20 protein-coding genes and 1 riboswitch are annotated in these 23,309 nt (G+C 35.2%); of the genes, 17 read left to right on the plus strand and 3 right to left on the minus strand.

Annotated features, from left to right (window positions below; translation table 11 throughout):
- Positions 1 to 42 precede the first annotated feature (42 nt).
- The 16 genes from mutM (at position 43) to A5821_RS01805 (ending at position 18,564) form a co-directional block, all read left to right on the plus strand.
- Positions 43 to 879, plus strand: coding sequence for a DNA-formamidopyrimidine glycosylase (gene mutM / locus A5821_RS01730; RefSeq protein WP_086312796.1), 837 nt, complete (start codon positions 43 to 45; stop codon positions 877 to 879).
- Positions 880 to 882: 3 nt separating this feature from the next.
- The gene (gene coaE / locus A5821_RS01735) at positions 883 to 1,479 is read left to right on the plus strand and encodes a dephospho-CoA kinase (protein ID WP_086312797.1); all 597 of its coding nucleotides are present in this window, start codon (positions 883 to 885) and stop codon (positions 1,477 to 1,479) included.
- Between the two features lie 886 nt (positions 1,480 to 2,365).
- Positions 2,366 to 2,851, plus strand: coding sequence for a transcriptional regulator NrdR (gene nrdR, locus A5821_RS01740; protein WP_025868683.1), 486 nt, complete (start codon positions 2,366 to 2,368; stop codon positions 2,849 to 2,851).
- A 12-nt stretch (positions 2,852 to 2,863) separates the two neighbouring features.
- Complete coding sequence (locus A5821_RS01745; RefSeq protein WP_086312798.1) at positions 2,864 to 4,270, plus strand: replication initiation and membrane attachment family protein; 1,407 nt, start codon at positions 2,864 to 2,866, stop codon at positions 4,268 to 4,270.
- Positions 4,270 to 5,199 (plus strand): primosomal protein DnaI, encoded by a 930-nt coding sequence (gene dnaI / locus A5821_RS01750; protein ID WP_086312799.1) that lies wholly within the window; start codon positions 4,270 to 4,272, stop codon positions 5,197 to 5,199. Before A5821_RS01745 ends, dnaI begins: the two co-directional genes overlap by 1 nt.
- 147 nt (positions 5,200 to 5,346) lie before the next feature.
- Positions 5,347 to 5,811 (plus strand): hypothetical protein, encoded by a 465-nt coding sequence (locus A5821_RS01755; RefSeq protein ID WP_086312800.1) that lies wholly within the window; start codon positions 5,347 to 5,349, stop codon positions 5,809 to 5,811.
- Between the two features lie 142 nt (positions 5,812 to 5,953).
- Positions 5,954 to 6,124, plus strand: a riboswitch (M-box (ykoK) riboswitch).
- Between the two features lie 352 nt (positions 6,125 to 6,476).
- A complete protein-coding gene (locus tag A5821_RS01760) occupies positions 6,477 to 7,112 on the plus strand; it encodes an MgtC/SapB family protein (protein ID WP_249921814.1) in 636 nt (211 codons plus the stop codon).
- Between the two features lie 32 nt (positions 7,113 to 7,144).
- The gene (locus tag A5821_RS01765) at positions 7,145 to 7,642 is read left to right on the plus strand and encodes a GNAT family N-acetyltransferase (RefSeq protein ID WP_086312802.1); all 498 of its coding nucleotides are present in this window, start codon (positions 7,145 to 7,147) and stop codon (positions 7,640 to 7,642) included.
- A 236-nt stretch (positions 7,643 to 7,878) separates the two neighbouring features.
- Positions 7,879 to 10,539, plus strand: a complete 2,661-nt coding sequence (gene mgtA, locus A5821_RS01770) for a magnesium-translocating P-type ATPase (protein ID WP_086312803.1) — start codon at positions 7,879 to 7,881, stop codon at positions 10,537 to 10,539.
- 162 nt (positions 10,540 to 10,701) lie between these two features.
- A complete protein-coding gene (locus A5821_RS01775; protein ID WP_086312804.1) occupies positions 10,702 to 11,433 on the plus strand; it encodes a LytR/AlgR family response regulator transcription factor in 732 nt (243 codons plus the stop codon).
- Between the two features lie 48 nt (positions 11,434 to 11,481).
- Positions 11,482 to 12,798: a GHKL domain-containing protein gene (locus A5821_RS01780; protein ID WP_170922930.1), complete on the plus strand. Its 1,317-nt coding sequence runs from the start codon at positions 11,482 to 11,484 to the stop codon at positions 12,796 to 12,798.
- A 109-nt stretch (positions 12,799 to 12,907) separates the two neighbouring features.
- Positions 12,908 to 13,594, plus strand: coding sequence for a YhfC family glutamic-type intramembrane protease (locus A5821_RS01785; protein ID WP_086312806.1), 687 nt, complete (start codon positions 12,908 to 12,910; stop codon positions 13,592 to 13,594).
- Complete coding sequence (locus A5821_RS01790) at positions 13,594 to 13,983, plus strand: DUF3887 domain-containing protein (RefSeq protein ID WP_086312807.1); 390 nt, start codon at positions 13,594 to 13,596, stop codon at positions 13,981 to 13,983. Before A5821_RS01785 ends, A5821_RS01790 begins: the two co-directional genes overlap by 1 nt.
- 748 nt (positions 13,984 to 14,731) lie before the next feature.
- Complete coding sequence (clpB, locus tag A5821_RS01795; protein ID WP_086312808.1) at positions 14,732 to 17,335, plus strand: ATP-dependent chaperone ClpB; 2,604 nt, start codon at positions 14,732 to 14,734, stop codon at positions 17,333 to 17,335.
- 208 nt (positions 17,336 to 17,543) lie between these two features.
- A complete protein-coding gene (locus A5821_RS01800) occupies positions 17,544 to 17,984 on the plus strand; it encodes a MarR family winged helix-turn-helix transcriptional regulator (protein ID WP_086312809.1) in 441 nt (146 codons plus the stop codon).
- A 175-nt stretch (positions 17,985 to 18,159) separates the two neighbouring features.
- Positions 18,160 to 18,564: an organic hydroperoxide resistance protein gene (locus A5821_RS01805; RefSeq protein ID WP_086312810.1), complete on the plus strand. Its 405-nt coding sequence runs from the start codon at positions 18,160 to 18,162 to the stop codon at positions 18,562 to 18,564.
- 42 nt (positions 18,565 to 18,606) lie between these two features.
- Here the strand turns inward: A5821_RS01805 and A5821_RS01810 are convergent, their stop codons facing one another.
- The 3 genes from A5821_RS01810 to A5821_RS01820 are packed head-to-tail and all read right to left on the minus strand — an operon-like array spanning position 18,607 to position 21,087.
- Complete coding sequence (locus A5821_RS01810; protein WP_086312811.1) at positions 18,607 to 19,284, minus strand: hypothetical protein; 678 nt, start codon at positions 19,282 to 19,284, stop codon at positions 18,607 to 18,609.
- Between the two features lie 42 nt (positions 19,285 to 19,326).
- Positions 19,327 to 19,806, minus strand: coding sequence for a nucleoside 2-deoxyribosyltransferase (locus A5821_RS01815; RefSeq protein ID WP_086312812.1), 480 nt, complete (start codon positions 19,804 to 19,806; stop codon positions 19,327 to 19,329).
- A gap of 60 nt (positions 19,807 to 19,866) precedes the next feature.
- Entirely contained in the window at positions 19,867 to 21,087 is a 1,221-nt protein-coding gene (locus tag A5821_RS01820) for a GNAT family N-acetyltransferase (RefSeq protein ID WP_086312813.1), read from the minus strand.
- 258 nt (positions 21,088 to 21,345) lie between these two features.
- Between A5821_RS01820 and lepA the strand changes: the two genes are divergently transcribed.
- Positions 21,346 to 23,181, plus strand: a complete 1,836-nt coding sequence (gene lepA, locus A5821_RS01825) for a translation elongation factor 4 (protein ID WP_086312814.1) — start codon at positions 21,346 to 21,348, stop codon at positions 23,179 to 23,181.
- The last annotated feature ends 128 nt before the right edge of the window (positions 23,182 to 23,309 follow it).

Genomic DNA, 23,309 nt, shown 5'->3' on the forward strand with positions numbered 1-23,309 from the left:
ATTTGTTCGTTTCGGTCTTTTTCTTCTAAGGAGAGATGAAAGTTGCCTGAATTACCAGAAGTTGAAACAGTCAGAAAAGGATTAGAAAAATTAGTTGTAGGGAAAACGATTGAAGAAGTCACGATTTTGTGGCCGAGAATCATTGAATCACCAGAAACAGACATTTTTGCACAGCAGTTGATTGGTCAAAAAATCGAAAAAATGGAACGTCGAGGGAAGTTTTTGATTTTTAAATTAACCAATTACGATATGATATCCCATCTGAGAATGGAAGGAAAATACGAAACCCATGATCCGGAAGAAGAACGTACTAAACATACTCACGTGATTTTCACCTTTACGGATGGAACAGAATTACGATATCTTGACGTTCGGAAATTTGGACGGATGGTGTTAGTGGCGAAAGATCAAGGAGAAAAATACAAGGGGATTTTAGCGCTAGGTCCTGAACCGATACCAGCATCGTTTAAACTATCAGAATTTCATACTGGGTTAAAAAGACACCACAAAGCAATCAAACCACTGTTATTAGATCAGCGTTTAGTGACAGGACTAGGTAATATCTATGTAGATGAAGCATTGTGGGAAGCGAAAATTCATCCAGAACAGCCAGCTGATACTTTAAAACCTAAAGAAGTCGAAAGGCTATATCATGCAATCATTGATGTTCTTGGACGTGCTGTTGAAGCCGGCGGAACAACAATTCGCAGTTATTTAAATGCACTGGGGGAAGCTGGGACTTTTCAAATCTCATTAAATGTCTATGGTCAGACGGAAAAACCTTGTCCAAGATGTGCAACACCAATTAAGAAAATAAAAGTCGCTCAACGAGGGACCCATTTTTGTCCGAAGTGCCAGACATTGAAAGCGAGGAATTGATCAATGGGAATGGTCTTAGGTTTGACTGGTGGAATCGCAACTGGGAAAAGTACGGTTGTTAACGTATTTAAAGGATTAGGATTTCCTGTGGTAGATGCCGATGTGATCGCTCGGGAAATTGTTGAAATAGGAACTCCGGCATTAACAAAAATAGCAATTACTTTTGGTTCAGAGGTATTATACTCAGATGGATCATTAGATCGAAAAAAACTTGGAGACATTGTTTTTTCAGATGAAAAAAAAAGAACACAATTAAATGAATTATTATCCCCATTTCTCAAAGAGGCTATTTTATCTCAGATTGCAGCCAAAAAAAATGAAACTTCGCTGATTGTTGTGGATATACCTTTATTATACGAAGGTGGGTATGATGCGTTTGTTGACAAAGTAGCCGTTGTCTATGTACCTGAAAAAACTCAGATGATTCGTTTGATGAAACGAGATAATTTAACTGAAACTGAAGCGAATCAACGAGTAAATAGTCAATTGTCAATTGAAAAGAAAAAAGAAAAAGCTGATATAATATTTGATAATCAAAAAAGCATTCAAGAAACAGAAAAAATAGTGAAGGACTGGGTATTAGAAAATAATTTCTTATAGTATAACAAAGATGCATAATTGTTTTTTCAGAAATTTAAATTTTATGATGAATTGAAAAAAGTTTAGGATGTATAACTGCTGATTATACATCTTTTTTGTTTTTGATAAATTTCAACCTACTTTGAAGCTGATTGTAAAATCTAATTTAAAATAACGATATTGTGTCGGTAAACATAATCGATATCTTGAAATCTGTATTCTCTTTTTTGAACAACAGAAATGTAAAAAACAAAAAGGGAATGGAGAATAGAAAGAAAAAAGAAGTAGCGTTAATTTAGGTGGATATGTTGGTCTGATAAGTGTGATAAATCATGAGGAATAGATTAGGATTGACGCGATTAAAGAATGGTTAATTTAACTAATTGAAAAAATTTAATCGAGTTTAAATCAAACATAACTATGTATATTGGCTAATTTTTATAATGAACTATTTTCAGTTTATTTTATAGCCTACATCAACAATTAATATGGAGTCGGTTTATACCTTGTCATATCCTGCAATTCCCAGAAACGATTTAGCAAATCGAGATAAATGTATTGTGTTTCTTTACTTTCTATTTTATAGTTCATAGGCAATCGTTCTATTATCTCTAAATCGAGTTTGGAGCTATATGGCTCAGAAGAATATGGAGTGCGGAATGAGAGACAAAACAGAACTTTAACAAGAGAGTAATTGAGCAAGACAAGACATTTAGCCTGTTATCTTACTCAGTTATTTTTTGAATCTAGAAAATTGTTATTAAATGAAATCTGAATAAACTAAAAAAAATGGTTAAGAAGTAACAGTTAATGTCTGGTTTCTGAAGCATTTCATGTTATAATATGGAGAGTAAATTAAAACGAAACTTTATAAATAGATAGCATAAGATAAAATGAGGTGAATACTATGCGTTGTCCAAGATGTCATCATAATAATTCCCGTGTAATTGATAGCCGTCAAGCAGATGATGGGCGTGCAATTCGTCGTCGTAGAGAATGCGAAAATTGTAATTACCGATTTACAACATTCGAGCGAATCGAAGCAGCTCCACTACTTGTTATCAAGAAAAATGGTGATCGGGAAGAATTTAATAGAGAGAAAATTTTACGTGGGTTGATTCGGTCTGCGGAAAAACGTCCAGTGGCCATGGAACAAATGGAACAAATCGTTGATAATGTTGAAAACCGTGTTCGTAGTTTGGGTGAAAATGAAGTTTCAACTACTTTAGTTGGTGAGTATGTTATGGAAGATTTAGTCAATTTAGATGAAATTGCGTATATTCGATTCGCTAGTGTATATCGTCAATTTAAAGATATGAGTGTCTTCTTAAAAGAACTGCAAGGTATCGTGGATAAAGCAAAATCTTCAAATTCAGATACAACCAATGAATAAGGAGGTCTTTCCTTGAAAGACAGTTGGAAAGAAGTCCATCCTAAAAGTATTTTTCAAGTAGCCGTACCTTATCCATTATCCAATCAAGAACAAATGATATTGACGCTTTTATATCAGCCGATTATTGGTGCCGAAGCGTTCAGTTTATATTTGACACTTTTATCGGAAGTGGAAGGGAAAGGTACTAGTGAATCACTTTTTCATGCTGATTTGATTACGATGATGGATATGAGTATAAAACAAATCGAAACAGCCCGAAAAAAGCTAGAAGGGATCGGACTGTTGTCGACTTTTGCAAAAAACGATTCTGAGTTAGGTGTGCATTTCATGTATCGTTTAAATCACCCTGAAACTGCTGAACGTTTTTTTAAAGATGAAGTTCTGTCGTTGACACTCTTGAATAGTGTGGGACAAAGAAAATTAGACAAATTATTTGAACGGTTTCAACCAACATTTGTAAACTTAACTAGTTATGCGGAAGTTTCAGTTGGATTTAAAGATGCTTATGTTTTCAAAGAGGAGCAAATTCTATCTCATAGTGAACAGTTAAGCAGAATGGAGCAATCTTTTATCGATCCACGCCCTGCACAAACAGTAAGTGCAGTTAATGAAAGTTTTGACTGGTCGTACTTTCTTCAAGGAATCGAAAAATTAGGAATTAAGTTGCCGGATAATAGTAATGGATTCAAAGAAGAAGTCTTTGTTTTTCACAATCTATTTGGAATCACTGAATTGGATATGATCGATTTTTGCTCTAAGTCATTTGACTATTACACAAGCAAGATTGATATCAAAGACTTTGAAAGAGCAGTCTATCGAACTTATGACCCAGATAAAAAACAAAAACCTAGTGAGTTTCAAAAAAATGATTCTGTTGATTTATCTGCTGAAGATCAACAAACGTACCGTTATAATTCATTAAAAATGAACGGTTTTTCGACACAAGATATTCAAATGATCATGGATAGTGAAAAAAATTTCCCTCTAAATTATTTGGAAGCTTTAAAAAACGAACGTGGTGGGTACACAACGCCCCAAGAACGTTCGCTAGTCAAATATTTAGTGAGTAAGTCTGGTTTGCCTAACAGTGTGATCAATGTTTTAATCAATTACGTCTACAATATCCAAAAACAGCCTACACTGAAAGCTGATTACGTGAATCGAATTGCCAACGAATGGGCGCAAAGTGGTATTTTCTCACCAGAAAAGGCCATTGAACATGTACGTGAAATCGCTAAAAAAGGCAAAGAACAAAAACAAACAAGACAACGTTATGGTCAAAATAATCGGCCGATTCGTCAAGAGACGTTACCAGATTGGGTAGAAAATCCAGTAGAAGAACAAAAATTATCAAAAGAGGAACAAGCAAGGCTAGATAAAGAAATTCAAGATTTCTTGAGTAAAGGAGGTGGCAATTAATGGAAGATGTAGGGAAAGAAATGTCAAAAATCATTCAAAGCAGAGATATGAATGAGCGATACAATGAGCTAGTTGAGGTTGTCTTGAAAGATACGGATGTCCAAACGTTTATTCAGGAAAATCGTGACCGATTAACAGATGATGATATCCGGAAGAGTTATTCAAAATTATATGAATTTGTTCAAGAAAAACGCAAGTATCAGTTGAATGACCCAACAATGATCGCCCCTGGATACGAACCTAAACTAACCTTAAATTTCCATTATATTGATGTCACCTACGTGCCGACAGAAGCGCTGATCGCTAAGCAAAAAGAAGACGAGATTCGTAAAAGAGTTCGTGCAATGGATATGCCAAAAGATGTACGAGAAGCAAGCTTAGGTAGATTTGATACAGCATCGCAAGGGCGTGCTCAAGCGATGGCAGAAACAATGAAATTTTTAAACGAGTATACGTCTAATCCAAAAGAATTTCACAAAGGGCTTTATTTGCAAGGAACCTTTGGGGTTGGTAAATCCTTTTTGCTAGGTGCAATTGCTAACAGCTTAGCCGAACGTGGTTTTGTTACAACAATTGTTCATTTTCCAACTTTTACAGTCGAAATGAAACAGGCAATCGGTAAAGATATGGTCGGTCCTAAATTGGATGCAGTCAAAAAATCACCGGTTTTAATGATCGATGATCTTGGTGCAGAATCAATGACTTCTTGGATTCGAGATGACGTGCTGAGCGTTATTTTACAATATCGAATGCAAGAACAATTAGTGACATTTTTTTCTTCAAACCTTGATTTAAAAGACCTAGAAAAACATTTATCTGTGACGCAGCGTGGTGAACAAGAGCCGTTGAAGGCCCGTCGAATCATGGAACGTATTCGTTATTTAGCGCAAGAGATAACGATGTCAGGTAATGATCGTAGAAATGGTTGAGGTGCTTTTGCGCCCGCTGATATAAGGCAGGGATGTGACTCTTAGAGTTTCCTCCCTGCTTTTTTTCTTTTTTTAAGGGGAGGGTGGTAATGGACTGAAAGTAGTAGCATATCTTATAATAAAGTATCAGTATTGGAGGAGATCCTTATGAAGAAAAGAGTACTAACAATACTAACAATTTTAACGTTGGTTTCTTTAGGTGCATGTGCAAAAAATAAGCAAAATTCGCCAAAGGGAAGTGAAGAAACAGCTATGAGTAGTAAGCAAAATAAAGCTACGGATGAAACATCAAATGACAATGAACAAGCAAAATCAATATTTACAGCAGTTTTAGGTGAGGACGCAAAAGAAAATGAAACTGTAGACCACTCGACCCGTTTAGTTTTAAAGGAAGTTGAGGCAATCGAAGATCCTGAAAAAATTATTGGTATGATGAAAAATGATGGTGTTATTCTGAATGTATCAAAAGATCAATTCGCGGATGGAATCACAAGCAATGAGTTGAAAAAAGGAGATAAAATTCAATTTACATTAGTTGGATTACCTGCAATGACGATGTCGATCCCACCTCAAGTAGCTGGAAATGCAGTCATCAAAGTTGAGAAAATGTAATAAGTATAAGTTGACCGACGTTCTTTTTGTAACGTCGGTAGTTTGTTTTTTATTCTTAAATTAGAAATATTTTTTTGAAATAAATAAAAAAATGTTGACATTTGTTTTATAACGATGGTATAGTGTCACCTGTAAGACAACTAAATAGATTTGTTAGGTGAGGCTCCTATACAAACACAGGCTACTGCCCAAAAACATCGAGAGATGCCAATGGGTAGAACAGGGATTGTCGATTACAAGGCTTTTCATAAGGTAGCTAAAAGCTCTGCTTTTTACGTTGTATAGTGCCAAAACTCAACGACTAGATCATGCAGGCTTTTTTTTGTGCGCTTATTTATGACCTTCCGCTGAGTTTTGGCGGAAGGTTTTTTGCTGTGAATCACTACGACTGGCCAAAGGACAGAGTAGATGATGAACAGTACTTGGCGAACGAAGAGAGAGAAGTAACCTTAATACTGAATCACCCCACCTCGATTCGATCTCATCACTGTCTAAGAGTTAGAACTTAAAGAATTAAAGTCCAGAGCAGATGATGAACAGTACTTAGAGAACGGCGAAAGAGAAGTAGTTTTCGTCTCGAAAAAAGTTCCCACCTAACCTCAAATCTAAGAAAGGGGCAAACCTATGAATTTTTAATCAATATTATCGCAAGTATTTTTGCAGGAATGATCATCGGTGCAGAAAGGCAATGGCGAAAAAAATTAGCTGGGATGAGAACGATGACCTTAGTCACATTTGGTGCTTGCCAATTTGTTTCACTGTCTACTTTGATCCAAGACGATAGTAGTCCGACTCGAATAGCAGCCCAAGTAGTCAGTGGAATTGGATTTCTTGCTGGAGGAGTGATTTTAAGAGAAGGATTTAGTGTGACTGGTATCAATACAGCAGCAACCTTATGGTGTTCAGCAGCTGTTGGCAGCATGATTGGAGCTGGATTTGTGATTGAAGGAGTTATTTGTGCAGTTGCTCTAATGCTAGTCAATATTTTGCTAAGAAATTTATCTTTCAAAATAGATGACTATACCGTGCAAAAAGAAGAGGAACAAACAGATTCGATCCATTATCTTTCTGTTATTGCAAGCAATACTAGTGAGGTCATGCTTAGAACAGAGATTATTCAGTTGTTAGATAAATATTGTTTAACCTTCACTAAGTTTTCATGTACAGATCTAGCAGGGAAAAAAGTACGACTATTTTTGGAAATCGAAGCGACAAGAAATGGGACACTTGCGGTAAATGCGATCACTTCAGAATTATCTCAGTTTTCAGAAGTTATTGAAATCAATCAACTAAACAATTAAAAGAACGGAGGAATCAACATGGTAAAACAGTGATGGTGAAAATCGTAAATTGGAACAGTGAAGAATATTGGGCAGGAATAGACTTAAGAAACAAGTTGCTAAAAACAAGTGCTGGTAAAGAATGGATCAAGGATCTACCTTTAAATGAAGAAAAGGATACCCATGTAGCAGCGATGATCGATGGGATTGTTGTAGGAACCTTACTTCTTTCAAAAAAGAGCCAAACAATAGCACAAATCAAACAAGTGGCCATCAACGAAGACTATCAAGGATTCGGCATTGGAAAAAAATTACTTCAATTTGCTGAAAAAATTGCAGAACTTATGGCTTTTCAAACTGTAGTTTTAACTGGTCGTAAGCAAGCTTGGGGTTTTTATGATCATTTTGGCTATCAAAGTGTGGGGTATGCCTATTCAGATGGACAAGTGACTTTGAAAAAATTTAAAAAAAGAATTTACACTAAAAAAAGAATTGGAACACTTGAAATTATCAAACATATAACGCTAAAGGAGATGGAAACAAATGGATGACAGTAGTCAGATGATCAAGGACTTATGCAAAAAGAAACCTGTTGTTAAAAACATGAGGATACTATTGTCTATTTGTTTCTAGTAGAGTTAAGTAGTTTCCTCCGATGACAACACCTCTTTTTCCATTAGTCCGTTCCTTAAAAAAAATACAAAATCAGTAAAATTGAATTAGTGGTTGTTTATTGCCAGTTGTTCATTATTTTATTGATCAGAGCTTTAGAAAGAAGGAGAAGCAAATGGAGAAAAGAGTATTAGAAACTAAACAGAGTAATCAATCTTATGAGTATTTTGCAAGAAACTCAATAGAAAATATCATAACGTATTTCAAGTCTTCAAAAGGAGGCCTCACCCATCAACAAGCTGTTTTATCTAGAGAAGAATATGGGGAAAATATTATTACACATGGAAAGAAAACACCATTGTTTCTTGAAGTGATCAAAGCGTACTTTACCCCTTTTACGATTGTATTACTTACATTAGCGATCATTTCATTTATTACTGATTATGTGATTGCAGCACCTGCTGATCGTGATCTTGTCGGTGTTTTGATCATTTTAGCAATGGTCTTGATCAGTGGAACAATGACCTTGATTCAATCGGTTAAATCAAATCAAGCGGCAGAAAAATTGAATAATTTGGTAAAGGTGACTGCAACTGTTGTTCGTAGAAAGAAGACAGTTGAGCTTCCGATAGAAGAAATTGTTTGCGGTGATATCGTAAAATTATCTGCTGGGGATATGATTCCGGCGGATATACGACTAACGAAAACCAAAGATTTATTTGTTTCTCAATCTGCCATGACAGGTGAGAGTTATCCAGTAGAAAAAAGAGCAGACTATAAATTAAAGGTAAACAGTGTTGAAACAGAGTATGAAAATATCGTATTTATGGGCAGCAATGTCATTAGTGGTAGCGCGGAAGGAATCGTAGTCTCAGTAGGAGATGGTACGCTTTTCGGTAAAGTAGCGCAAGATGTTTCTGACAAAAATCCTCAAACAAATTTTGAAGTGGGGATTAGCAAAACGTCATGGTTATTGATTCGGTTTATGTTAGTGATGGCACCTGCAGTATTTTTGATCAATGGCTTAACAAAAGGTGATTGGTTTGAAGCCTTTCTTTTTGGTTTATCAGTTGCAGTTGGTTTAACGCCGGAAATGTTGCCAATGATCGTCACGACCAATCTTGTAAAAGGTGCTTCAAGTATGGCGAAAAAAGGAACTATCATAAAGAATTTAAATGCGATTCAAAATTTCGGTGCGATCGATATTTTATGTACTGATAAGACAGGGACACTTACCCAAGACAAAATTATCCTAGAATATCATTTAGACTGTGATGGGAAAGAAGATAGTCGTGTATTACGTCATGCTTTTTTCAATAGTTATTATCAAACAGGACTTAAAAATTTAATGGATGTTGCCATCATTGATGCAGCAAAATCAGAACTGTCGATTGATCCTTCTGAGTATCGTAAAGTAGACGAAATTCCCTTTGATTTTAAACGTCGTCGGATGAGTGTTGTAATCGAAGATACTTCTGGAAAAACGCAAATGATCACTAAAGGCGCTGTAGAAGAAATGCTAGAAATTTCAGGCTATGTTGATTATCAAGGCACAGTCACACCGTTAACAGAAGAGCTTAAAAGTGAAATTTTAAAAACAGTTGAAGAGTTAAATGAAGATGGACTACGTGTATTAGCAGTTTCTCAAAAAACAAATCCTGCGACGGTTGATGAATTCTCTGTTTCTGATGAAAATGAAATGGTTTTGATTGGCTACCTTGCCTTCCTTGATCCGCCAAAAGAAACAACGAAAGCGGCTTTAGAAGCGCTAAAAAATCATGGTGTCGGTGTTAAAGTATTGACTGGCGACAATGCGTTAGTGACAAAATCAGTGTGTAAACAAGTGGGGTTAGCCAATGAAGAGTTAATCACTGGAAATGAAATTACACGAATGAACGATTTTGAATTAAAAACGATTGCTGAAAAATATAACATTTTTGTTAAATTGACCCCACAACAAAAAACAAGAATTGTTCAGGTATTAAGAGAAGCAGGGCATACGGTTGGTTTTATGGGGGATGGAATCAATGATGCGCCTGCTATGAAAGAAGCGGATGTAGGCATTTCTGTCGATACGGCTGTCGATATTGCAAAGGAATCGGCGGATGTCATCTTGCTAGAAAAAGACTTGATGGTTCTGGAACGAGGCTTGTTAGCAGGTAGAACGACATTTGGGAATATCATGAAATATGTCAAAATGACAGCGAGCTCTAATTTCGGTAATATGTTTTCAGTTGTTGTTGCTAGTATCTTTTTACCTTTTTTACCGATGCTACCTCTACAATTGCTGTTTTTGAATTTGATTTACGATATTTCTTGTATGTCGATACCATGGGATCATGTTGATGATGAATACTTGGAGCAACCTAAGAAGTGGGATGCTTCAAAAATTGGTTCGTTCATGACATGGTTAGGACCTACTAGCTCAGTCTTTGATATTACGACATATCTATTAATGTATTTTGTTATCTGTCCTCAATTGGTTGGCGGCAATTATCATGACTTAGCACCAGCACAGCAAGCAACCTTTATTGCGATTTTCCACGCAGGATGGTTTGTAGAATCCCTTTGGTCGCAAACTTTGGTGATCCATACATTGCGGACGCCAAAAATGCCATTTTTACAAAGTCGAGCATCATTTATTTTAACAACGATTACTTCATTAGGAATTGCCGTTGGAACGATTTTACCATTTACGGGATTTGGTCAAAGTTTAGGCTTAGCTGAATTGCCATTAAACTATTTTGCTTGGTTAGGTCTAACCATAGTTAGTTACTTGATTTTAGTAATGATTGTTAAAAAATTCTATGTGAGACGCTTTGGTGAATTATTGTAAAATACAGAGGTCATATATAATTAGAGTTTATCTAAAAAAGCAGAGATAGAAATTCTTTATGGGATTTTTGTCTTTGTTTTTATTTATCGATATTGACCTGCATTTTTATATAAAAGCTTGTATAATTAAGTATAATGACGATTAATCGAGGATTGAAAAAAGATGAGTATTTTTATTTTGGAAGATGATGTTATCCAAGCACAAGCGTTAAAAAGACTAGTAGAAGAAATTTGTCAGGAAAAGAGTATCAATTATGAGGATATTTATGTTACCAATAAAGGGGAACGGATTATAGAACAGATGTCAAAATCAATAACGCAAAACCTTTATTTTCTAGACATTGAAATTAAGCGGTCAAAATATCATGGGTTTGAGGTTGCTAAGAGAATTCGCGCCATTGACGATACAGGTTTAATTGTGTTTATAACAACACATTCAGAATTTGCTCCGATATCTTATCAATATATGGTGTCTGCTCTGACTTTTTTGGACAAAATGACAGAGCCCAGAATGTTGAAATCAGATGTTGAAAAATGTCTGGTTAAATACCAGCAGTTGAATCAAAAACAGGTGGTTGAGGATTATTTAATCGTTGATAATAGTCATTCAACAATCAAAGTGCCAATTTCAGATTTTTATTATGCAATGACCACTGAGGCACACCGCCTAGCGCTTTATACAGAAAACCGATCGCTACGTTTTTATGGAGAATTAAAAGAAGTTGAGCACCAAAAGAGTCAATTTGTTCGTTGTCATCAATCGTATGTTGTCAATTTGGATAAAATTTGTGAAATAAATTCTAATGAGCGTGAGTTGATATTGTCAAATGGTATGAACATCCCAGTATCAAGGCGGCTTTTAAAAGCAGTGATGGATCGATGGAGAGCTAGGTAAAAATGGTTAGAAAAAATTAGGGACGGTTGGTAAATAAAGATGGGGATAATGACTGTAAGTACAAGTTTAGTAATTGGATTCGTTTATTTTATATTTTATTTGGAGCTGATAAATAGTAAAGTGACCTGGCTCAAACTTTTCCTCATGAATGCTGTATTAACGATTGTTACGGGATTTTTTAACAGTAGTGGTTACAACGTTTATTCTGTTTTAACTATTTTTCTAATATTATTTTACTTAGGTTTAAGTCAAAAGCAGCATAAGTTATCAATAGTAGAAAATCTTTATTTTTCAGGATTAACTGTTTTTTTGATTACTTTTTTACAAAGTGAGTTGAATAAAATTCTCAGTTGGTTTGTGATTTATTCAGCAATTCCTCTTTATTTGTCAACTTTTATTGTACTTCCTTTAGTCGTCGTATTGCTTATGTTTGGTTTATTGATGATTCTACGAAAAAAAATTAGCCAAGTATATGCTTATTTAGTTGAAAGTCCGATGCTTTATTTAAGCATCCTATTCATTTTGATTTGTAATTTTTTTCTTTTTACAGCATTTAATCCGCAGTCCTTTTTTTTCCAACAGTATTTTTGGCAGTTTGAATCAATTGCATATCCATTGTTGTTTTTAGCGTTTGGATTAGCTCTTTTTTTCTTTTATTATAGCTTTAAACTTACCCAAAAGAGGTACTTAGCGAAACAAAAAGAATCGGAATATTATGAGATGAAGCAATATACAGAGAAGTTGGAAATTCTTCATGAGGAATTGGGCACTTTTCGCCATGATTATCTGAATTTACTTCTTTCTTTAGATGAAAGTATTCGTTCTAAGGATTTGGAACAAATTAAGCAAGTCTATAATGAAGTGATTAAACCTACTTCACAACTAATTTCTAATAAAGAACTTGAACTCACTAAATTAACCAATATAAAAATAGTTGAAATCAAAAGTCTTTTAAGTGTGAAAGTTATTGATGCTTGTCAGCGTAATTTGAACGTTACTGTGGATATACCAGGAGCAATAACAGAAATATATATAGACTTGGTTGATTTTATTAGAGGGATATCCATTGTGATTGATAATGCCATTGAAGAAGCTGTCCAATCAAATGAAAAAATACTGATTATTGCTTTTTTTGAAGTGGCTGATAATCAATTGTTTGTTGTAAAAAATAGTTGCTCTAAAAATATAATGGCAGCAGATAAATTGTTCAAAAAAGCAGAATCAACAAAAGAAGACAAAGAGAATTTAAGAGGTTATGGTTTATTTTCATTAGAGCAAATCGTAAATCATTCAGCTAATTTAATGCTAGAAACTATCATAGAACAACCTTATTTTATCCAAATTTTGAAAAGTAAAAAAAGCTAGTTTAAACCGCTTATGAATGAAAAAGAACCGCTTTTGAACTGAACCATTACATAATAGGAGAGGCATTGTATACTTATTTTGAAATGATCTAGGAGAAGAGGTGAGTAAATTGTTTAGTGCATGGATAGCGTTAAGCATAGGTGGTATTTTTCCAGTGGTGATGTTTATATATTGCTTGGTAAAACAGCAGTATATAAAAGCGTTTCTTTTAGGTGCTTTGACATTTATTATTTTTCAAGTAGGATTAAGAATTCCATTATTACAACTTTTATCAAAAAATAGTATTGATTTTAATCTATTTCAAGCGATACACCCTGTTCTTTACATGTTTTTTTTAGCAATTACAGCTGGGATTTTTGAAGAAGTAGGTAGGTATTTAATCATGAAATATTGCTTGAAAAAGAATCATTCTTTTCAAACTGCTGTATTTTTTGGTTTAGGTCATGGTGGAGTTGAAGCTTTTTTATTTCTAGGTATAACTGCATTTATTTTTCTTAGTACCGCAAATAGCCAAGGAATTATAAATAGTGACCTTCTTTGGGGAAGTCTGGAGAGAATCATTGCGATGACACTTCATGTAGAGTTATCAATAATTGTGATGAAAAGCGTAAAAGAAAACGATCGTCGTTTTCTATGGATAGCACTATTTTTACATGCGTTGGTTGATTCGATTGTTATAATTGCACAGTTTTTTGGTGGAGGATCACTTATTCTAACCGAAAGTCTTTTTGGGATTATTGTGATTTGCCTAGGTTTTTATGTTAGGAAATTAAAAAGAGAGTGGAGTGTTATATAATGAAAAAAATAATATCATCAATGATCATTATATTTACGGGAATTATGTTATTAGCCGCTTGCGGGGAAAAGGTGGATCAAGAAACGTCAACTAAAATGACAGCCAAAGCGGAAGAGGTTGTAAGCTTAATTAATGATGGTGATTATGAAAAAGCTAGTGAGTCTTTTTCAGATCAATTGCTAAAACAGTTGAATAAAACAGATTTTGAAGCGGTTGTGGCTCCACTTCTTAAAAAGTCGGGAAATTTTGAAAAGTTTGAGAAAAGTACAGTTGAAAAAAAAGATGGCTTTTATGTGGTAGTTTTAGTTGCTAAATATGAAAAAGATAAAAGAGTCTTTACGATCTCTATCAATGAAAAAGAAAAGTTAGAAGGTTTTTTTATTAAATAAAAAATGGCTATTGTTTTCTATACGGGCTGAATAATCGCTTGGTTAGGAAGTGCTTAAATCTGATTTTTTTAGCAATTGATTGATAAAGGACACAATGCATTTTCAGCTAGCTCATCGTTACAATACTGTAATTAGAGTTATTGATTGTTTGGATTTTTGGGGGTTGAGCTATAACTTGGAAAGTTATAGCTCAACCCCCATTTTTTATTCCAACGATAATAATATTTGCGAAAAAATGAATAAGTTGTATCATAAAAATAGAGAGAAAGAATTTGTCAAAATAGCATAGTTTTTATTTGACCTTTACTGACCAATTGAGTATAATTGATTTATAAGGTCAAAGTTGATCAGACTTTAGTCCTTGAAAAAATAGTACAAAAGACCTAATGTCTTTTTGAGGAATAAACGATACTATATTATAGTGTAGACAAGTTTCGTGGAGAAGAATGCAATATGTATTAGTTGGAGCAGCGCTCGTTATACTTTAACAGTATCTAGTTCCACGAGCTAGCCTTTCGGAAAAAAGACAAAATAGGATTGTGACCAAAAGCATCATACTCACATTTTTCTATTTTTCAGTCAAGGCTGATCAAGCTCGTTATACTTTAATAACATCTAGTTACACGGGCTAGTTTCTCGGAAAAAAGATAAATGATGATTGAGGCAAAAAGCACTTCATTCATAATTTCCTATTTTTCATTCGAATCTGAACGAGCCCGTTACGCTTTTAAATTTAGGAGGTAATTCTATGAACATCGAAAAAATGACAACGACTTTACAAGAGGCAATCGCAGAGGCGCAACAAGTAGCAGTCACTCGTCATCATCAGGAAATCGATATTGCTCACCTATGGAAGATTTTTTTGCAGCCGAATCATTTTGGTCGTAATTTTTATACAGACGCTGGAGTTGATGTAGATGCTTTTGAGCGCGAAATCGATAAAGCAATCGATGAATATCCAAGTATTCAAGGCAGCAATATTCAATATGGTCAAAGCATGAGTCAGAATCTGTTTAACTTATTAGCTGAAGCAGACAAACTTAGAGAATCGTTTCAAGATGAGTTTCTAGCAACTGAAATCGTGATCTTAGCGTTGATGAAATTGAAAAATTATCGTTTAACAAAATATTTAACAAGTCAAGGAATCACAGAAAAAGAACTACGTAAAAATATCGAAGACATGAGAGGGGGAGATCGTGTGACTTCTCAAAATCAAGAAGAACAATACAAAGCATTAGAAAAATATGGGGTGGACTTAGTCCAACAAGTTAAAAGCGGTAATCAAGATCCAATTATCGGTCGTGATGAAGAAATTCGTGACGTGATTCGGATTTTATCTCGTAAAACAAAAAATAATCCTGTTTTGATTGGTGAACCAGGGGTTGGTAAAACAGCAATCGTCGAAGGGTTAGCACAACGAATCGTTCGTAAAGACGTGCCTGAAAACTTAAAAGATAAAACAATCTTTTCATTAGATATGGGGGCTTTGATTGCCGGAGCTAAATTCCGAGGCGAATTTGAAGAACGCCTAAAAGCAGTCCTAAAAGAAGTAAAGAAAAGTGAAGGTCGTATCATTTTATTCATTGATGAGATTCACAACATTGTTGGCGCAGGCAAAACAGAAGGTAGTATGGATGCCGGAAACTTATTAAAACCAATGTTAGCTCGTGGGGAATTACATTTGATCGGTGCTACAACACTAGATGAATATCGTCAGTACATGGAAAAAGATAAAGCATTAGAACGTCGTTTCCAAAAAGTCTTAGTGAAAGAACCAACGGTGGAAGATACGATCAGTATTTTACGTGGGCTTAAAGAACGTTTTGAAATTCATCATAGCGTAAATATCCACGATAATGCCTTGGTGGCTGCGGCTACTTTATCAGATCGTTATATAACTGATCGGTTCTTGCCAGATAAAGCTATTGATTTAGTCGATGAAGCAAGTGCGACAATTCGGGTTGAAATGAATTCAATGCCAACTGAACTGGATCAAGTAACACGTCGTTTAATGCAATTAGAGATTGAAGAAGCGGCGTTGAAAAAAGAATCAGATGATGCTAGTAAAAAACGTTTAGGTGCATTACAAGAAGAATTGGCAGATCTTCGAGAAGAAGCCAATGCAATGAAGATGCAGTGGGAAACAGAAAAAGAAGAAGTCAATGCTGTCAGCAATAAACGTGGAGAAATCGATAAAGCAAAACATGAACTAGAAGATGCTGAAAATAATTATGATCTAGAAAGAGCAGCTGTTCTTCGTCATGGTACGATTCCACAATTAGAAGAAGAATTGAAACAGCTTGAAGCTAAAAATGCGAAAGACAATGTACGCATGGTACAAGAAGCTGTAACTGAAAATGAGATTGCGCAAGTCGTTGGTCGTTTAACGGGCATTCCTGTGACCAAACTAGTTGAAGGGGAACGGGAAAAACTAATGAAATTGAACGAAACCCTTCACAAACGTGTCATCGGTCAAGATGAAGCTGTAGATGCTGTGAGTGATGCAGTGATTCGTTCTCGTGCTGGTTTACAAGATCCAAATCGTCCATTAGGTTCTTTCTTATTCTTAGGTCCAACAGGTGTTGGTAAGACAGAACTTGCTAAAGCTTTAGCGGAAGATCTTTTCGATTCAGAAGATCACATGGTTCGGATCGATATGAGTGAGTATATGGAAAAACACAGTGTATCTCGCTTGGTTGGAGCTCCTCCCGGTTACATTGGTTACGAAGAAGGCGGTCAATTAACTGAAGCTGTTCGTCGTAATCCATATACGATCGTTTTACTAGATGAAATCGAAAAAGCGCATCCTGATGTATTTAACATTTTACTTCAAGTGTTAGATGATGGTCGCTTGACGGATTCTAAAGGCCGAGTGGTTGATTTTAAAAATACTGTCTTGATCATGACAAGTAACATTGGCTCTCAATTATTGCTTGAAGGTGTGACGCCAGAAGGAACGATTCCAGAAGCTGTTGAAGAGCAAGTGATGACGATTTTACGCGGGAATTTCAAACCAGAATTCCTAAATCGAATTGATGACACAATTTTATTTACACCACTAAGCCTAGAAAATGTCAAAGGCATTATCGGAAAAATGACGGCTCAATTAGCGAAACGTTTAGAACATCAAGAAATCGAATTAGTGATTTCTGATGAAGCAAAAACTTGGATCGCTGAAAGTGGTTATGATCCAGCTTACGGAGCTCGTCCATTGAAACGTTTTATTACGAAGGAAGTAGAAACTCCATTAGCAAAAGAAATCGTTTCAGGCCGAGTATTGCCGAAAACAAAAGTAACGATCAGTCTGTTGAATGAACAGTTAGTTTTTGAAAATGAACCAATAGAAGAATAAGTTAGAAAGTAAAAGAGTGGGCAAAATACCTAGTTCTGAGAAAGAAGGAACTACTTTTTTTACAATTGTTTATTCGGATTCTAAGTGGCTGAGACATAACGCGAAAAGTTATGTCTCAGCCACATTTTTTTAAGTGTAAAAAATTGATTTTAAAAATGATATTGTGTAGAATCTAACTATTATAATAACAATTTAAATGAGGGATTTAGTGAATAAAAAAAGCAGAAGATTAGAAGAGCAGCTTTGTTTTTCTTTACAAACAGCCTCAAAACAGTTTAACAGAATGTATGCTAAGGCGTTGAAACCATTTCATTTAACCTATCCCCAATATTTAGTCTTGCTCGTTTTATGGGAATATTCAGATCAAAGGATCTCAGATATTGGTGAAAAACTAGCGCTTGATACAGGAACATTAACTCCTATGTTGAAAAGAATGGAGAAAAATGGTTACATTCATCGCAATAGACTGCCAGAAGATGAACGGATCGTGATTGTTTCGCTTTCAGAAAAAGCGGCTCAATTAGAAACAGAAATCTATGATCAAGTACAAGGGTGTTTAAATCAGCTTGATTTCAATGAAAAAGAATATTTTTCATTAATTGAACAAATCAACTCTTTAAGCAAACAAATTGGTGAAATCAACCATTAAAATATAGTACCGAAAGACTTCAAAAAGAAGAGGATGATTTAAATCCCTACTTTTTGGAGTTTTTTTAGAAGTAGAATTGAATGGTATGAAGCAAACTATTGTACATCGGCAAAAATATTGTGTACAATTTAATTGTACGATATAGTTATGATAATAGGAATTGGAGGAAAGAATCATGAAAAAAATCTATTCAACAACGATCATCAATACAGGCGGAAGAGAAGGAGAAGTTTTCTCACCGGATAAATCATTTAGTTATCAAGTGACATCACCTGGTCCTCATCAAGAAAATAAAACAAATCCAGAGCAATTATTTGCAGCAGCATATAGCTCTTGTTTCAACAGTGCTTTAGAACTTGTGATGGCACAACAAAAAATTACATCAAAAAGCACAGTAAAAGCGACTGTTTCATTATTTAGCGATGAACAAACTGGCTTTCAAGTTGGGGTTGTATTATCGGTAAAAATCGATGATGTCGATCGTGAAAAAGCAGAAGAATTAGTTAAGGCAGCTCATGAAGTATGTCCATACTCAAAAGCAACAAGAGGAAATATTTCAGTTGAGTTAGAAGTAGAATAAATAAAAAACGACAACTTTAGAATGACTAAAGTTGTCGTTTTTTTATTTATTCACTTTTCTAAACGCATAAGCTTTAAAATAGTCAGGTTTATGACGTTGCGTGAAACTATAAACCGTTAAAATCAATGCACCAATCGTATTAGTAAATAAATCCCCCATAGTATCCATTAAGGCTGCACGACCGATATAAGGCTGGCCAGCTTCTGTCATATAACGTTGCAAGTTCATATTCCCTAGCGAATCACAAAGAAATTCCCAGAACTCCCAGAAAACGCCGCATAATCCAGCAAAGGCAAAGCCCATAATAATGAATAACCAAGGACTGATTTTAGAAAAATCTGAGTCACGTAAACAATAGCCAATAATTGCATAACCCACAGCGACTAATAAAATCGGGCTGACTGCATGAAGAATTTTATCCCAAAATGGCACAATGATAATTAATCGTAACCCTGTCCCTAGAAAAACTGCGATCCAAATGAAGAACCAATAATAAAGCCGTACCATTTTTGGAAAAACCAATCCAGTAAATTTTGTGAAAACAAAAGGAACAAAAATCACAGCAATTCCTGCAATCATTTCAAACGTCAACAATACGTATTGTTCAGTTGGTTGAACCACAAATGTCTTAATGATATTGACGACTAACGTAATAACACCAAATGCAAGTAAAAAATAAAAGGCGCTTTTTTCTTGTTTATCCTCAAATTCCAATTTCATATAAAAGCCTCCGATATCCTTATATTATAATAAGCAAGTAAATTATCTGTTTAACTGTTTTTTGATCAAATCTAAAAATTCTTGCTCTGTGGTGACAACAGTCCCGTTCAATTTAACTAAACCTACAGTGTACAAGTTCAAATAGTGGAATTGATTTTCTGCAGTATCGCCTAAAGCTGCTAGTTTTTTCTGGTTATCAAAACCTTGTTGACGAGTATCTGTATACAAAGCAATTATTGGAATATTTTTGGCATAAGCAACACCGATTTCAGATGCTACACCAGCATCGATCGTAATACCATCTAAAATAGCTACAAGCAAATCACTTTCAAGAACTTTTTCAGTATCAGCTAAAGCAATCATTTTACTATCAGCATAGGCGGTTTTATCATTGATCGCACCATTTTCCTGCGGTAAATAAACCTCAATCGAATCATCTATGTCACGGATTTGTTTCACCATATATTCATTATAAAGTAAGTCTGCTTTTGCAAACATCGGTCCAGCAAAGTATAGTTTCATGTATGTTTCCTCCAGTAATCGTCATTTAATAATAAAGCTCTTTTGGCAATCAATAAATCCTCAGAAGTAATCACTAAAATAGGCTTCTTGATCAGGGAAAATTCGTTCCAAAGAATTTAAAGTTTCTTTATCCGTATTTAAACGCTCGATTCGATGCAAGTATGTTGGACGGCGATAATTCATCAAGAGACAAGTCAAAGTCTGAATATCGATTTGTACCGCTTGACCTAATGGCTCATCCGACACAGAAACTTGATCATCTTCATCCCATAGTAAACTAAAAATACCATTGTTCCATTCAGCAACAGGGTCATTTACCACAAAGTGAAATGGTTTTGCGGTACTTGCATAGGGATAAGCTAACAGCATTTCCTTAACATCTACAATTCTAGCCATATAATAAGGTTCGATCGTTTCTTTGATCTGGCTATCATCAAGTAAAAAAGCAAGGGGTTCATTTTTATAAATATCTCCCTCAGCCCAATCAATCATTGAAAAGTGAGCCGAAATGAAATTCCATAGTCCATTACGTGCTTCTTGATTGATGTAGAACATTTCCTTAATATGAAACACATCTTCCGCTACCCAGTAAAACAGCACACCTAAAGGCTCTTGATTCGCTCCATAATAAACAGCAGCCGTGCGTTCATCTTCATTTTCAAAGCGCCAATATTCCTCCCAATTAAATTCACTTCGGATCAAGGCACCATGATTTTGACGAGCAAATTTAGCATAAACCGTAAATACGTCTTCGTGGTCTACACTTACACGTTCCACCATTCCTGGAACAGTAATTTGCTTAGGTAATTGGGTATCACGAATTTTGAACGACAGCTTATCTGACATGATTTCCCAGCCTTTTCTACGATAGTATGGAATGCTGTAAGGGTAAAGATAAGAAATCCATTGTTTATCTTCTCTCATATTTTTAAGTGCAAGATGAATCAAATCTTGCATCAAGCCGTGATTCGCATATTCAGGATAGGTCCCAACACCTGTAATACCCCCCATTTTGAAAAGCTTCCCATGTATATTTACTTCACAGGGATAAATCGCAATTTGAGAAATCAGTTGTTCATCATGAAACCACCCGAATACTTTTGATTGTTCTAAAATAGGTTGTTTTGATTTGATCAATTCTTTTTTACTTTCATAGCCGCTTTCTTCTAAATCAGCTTCCGTAAATTGAAAGACATAACTCAATAATTCATTGAACTGATCCACATATTTTTCATCTACTGCTTTTAATTCTAAATTATCTCTGAACTCTTTTTGGTCCATTTTTCCATCTCCAATTAGTTTACTATCTCCAGTATATCAAAAAAAATGGAATAAATAGAGTATTACTTACTAAGAATATGAGATAAATCAACGGATTTGTAAAAGCCGTAGGCAAACATAGGAAAGTTCTTTAATTTCAGTGGAAATCTTGCTATAATGGGAAGTGCTGATTGAAAATGATCTGAGCGATGAGCGAATAAACTATTCAATGAAATCACAAGCTCATTCAGCTTTTCATAAAAGAAATGAGGACTATTAATGAATATAAATGAAATGAAGCAAAGACAAGAAAAAATACGTAACTTTTCCATTATTGCTCATATTGACCATGGGAAATCCACACTGGCTGACCGTATTTTGCAAAAGACTGAAACTGTGTCGGATCGTGAAATGCAAGATCAATTGCTGGATGCTATGGATTTGGAACGTGAACGTGGAATTACGATCAAGTTAAATGCAGTAGAGTTGACATATACCGCTAAAGATGGTGAAGAGTACATTTTTCATTTGATCGATACGCCAGGACATGTTGATTTTACTTATGAAGTATCAAGAAGTTTAGCAGCCTGTGAAGGAGCGATTTTAGTTGTTGATGCGGCTCAAGGAATTGAAGCACAAACGCTAGCAAATGTTTATCTAGCTTTGGATAATGATTTGGAGATTATTCCAGTTATCAATAAAATCGATTTACCAGCAGCAGATCCAGAGCGTGTTCGTACAGAAATCGAAGATGTGATCGGGATCGATGCCAGTGATGCAGTTTTAGCTAGTGCTAAAGCGGGTATTGGGATTGAAGATATTTTGGAACAAATCGTTGATTTAGTTCCAGCGCCGACAGGTGATCTTGAAGCACCGTTAAAAGCATTGATTTTTGACTCAGTCTATGATAGTTATCGTGGGGTTATTTTAAATGTCCGGATCATGGACGGGGTTGTAAAACCTGGCGATAAGATCATGATGATGAATAATAATAAAACATTTGAAGTAACAGATGTTGGTATATTTTCTCCGAAACCGATCAGCCGGGATTTCTTGATGGTTGGCGATGTGGGCTACATTACAGCTGCAATTAAAACAGTTCGTGATACCCAAGTAGGAGACACTGTGACCCTAGCGAATAATCCTGCAAAAGAAGCATTAGATGGTTATCGTAAAATGAATCCAATGGTTTATTGCGGATTGTATCCAATCGACAATTCACGGTATGTTGAGTTACGAGAAGCTTTAGAAAAATTACAATTAAATGATGCTGCGTTACAGTTTGAAGCAGAGTCTTCTCAAGCGTTAGGCTTTGGTTACCGTTGCGGATTTTTAGGTCTGTTGCATATGGATGTTATTCAAGAACGTTTAGAAAGAGAATTTAATCTTGATTTGATCACAACGGCTCCTTCTGTAATTTATCATGTAACAAAGACGGATGGGACAAAGATCGTTGTTGATAATCCTGCCGAATTCCCAGATCAAAGCTCAGTGGATTTTGTTGAAGAACCATATGTTAAAGCAACGATCATGGTGCCAAATGAATATGTCGGAGCTGTGATGGAAATTTCTCAACGTAAACGCGGGGAATTTGTCACAATGGATTATTTGGATGAATACCGAGTAAATGTCATTTATGATATGCCATTGTCTGAGATTGTTTATGATTTCTTTGACCGTTTGAAGTCTGGTACAAAAGGATATGCGTCATTAGATTACGAAATGATCGGTTACCGTAAGAGTAATTTATCGAAGATGGACATTTTATTGAACTCAGAAAAAGTCGATGCCTTAAGTTTTATTGTGCATAAAGATTTTGCTTTTGAACGTGGAAAAGTAATTGTTGAGAAGTTGAAAAAATTAATTCCTCGTCAGCAATTTGAAGTGCCAGTTCAAGCGGCAATTGGTCAAAAAATCACTGCACGTTCTACGATCAAAGCGTTACGTAAAAACGTTTTGGCTAAGTGTTATGGTGGGGATATTTCACGTAAACGTAAATTATTAGAGAAACAAAAAGATGGTAAGAAACGGATGAAACAAGTTGGTTCGGTTGAAGTTCCTCAAGAAGCCTTCATGGCAGTTCTGAAAATGGACGAGGATGAACCGAAGAAATAATAGAGTTTTTTTGAAACAATCATCAATTTTTCATATACTTTATATGATTTGTCAACCAATTGCCAATATCTAAGGCACTTGGTTGGCAAATTTTTAGTTTCTTTTCATTGCTTGTGGATCTAATATCA

The organism is Enterococcus sp. 7F3_DIV0205 (assembly GCF_002141365.2).
In the GTDB taxonomy this organism is placed as follows: Bacteria; Bacillota; Bacilli; order Lactobacillales; family Enterococcaceae; genus Enterococcus_L; species Enterococcus_L palustris.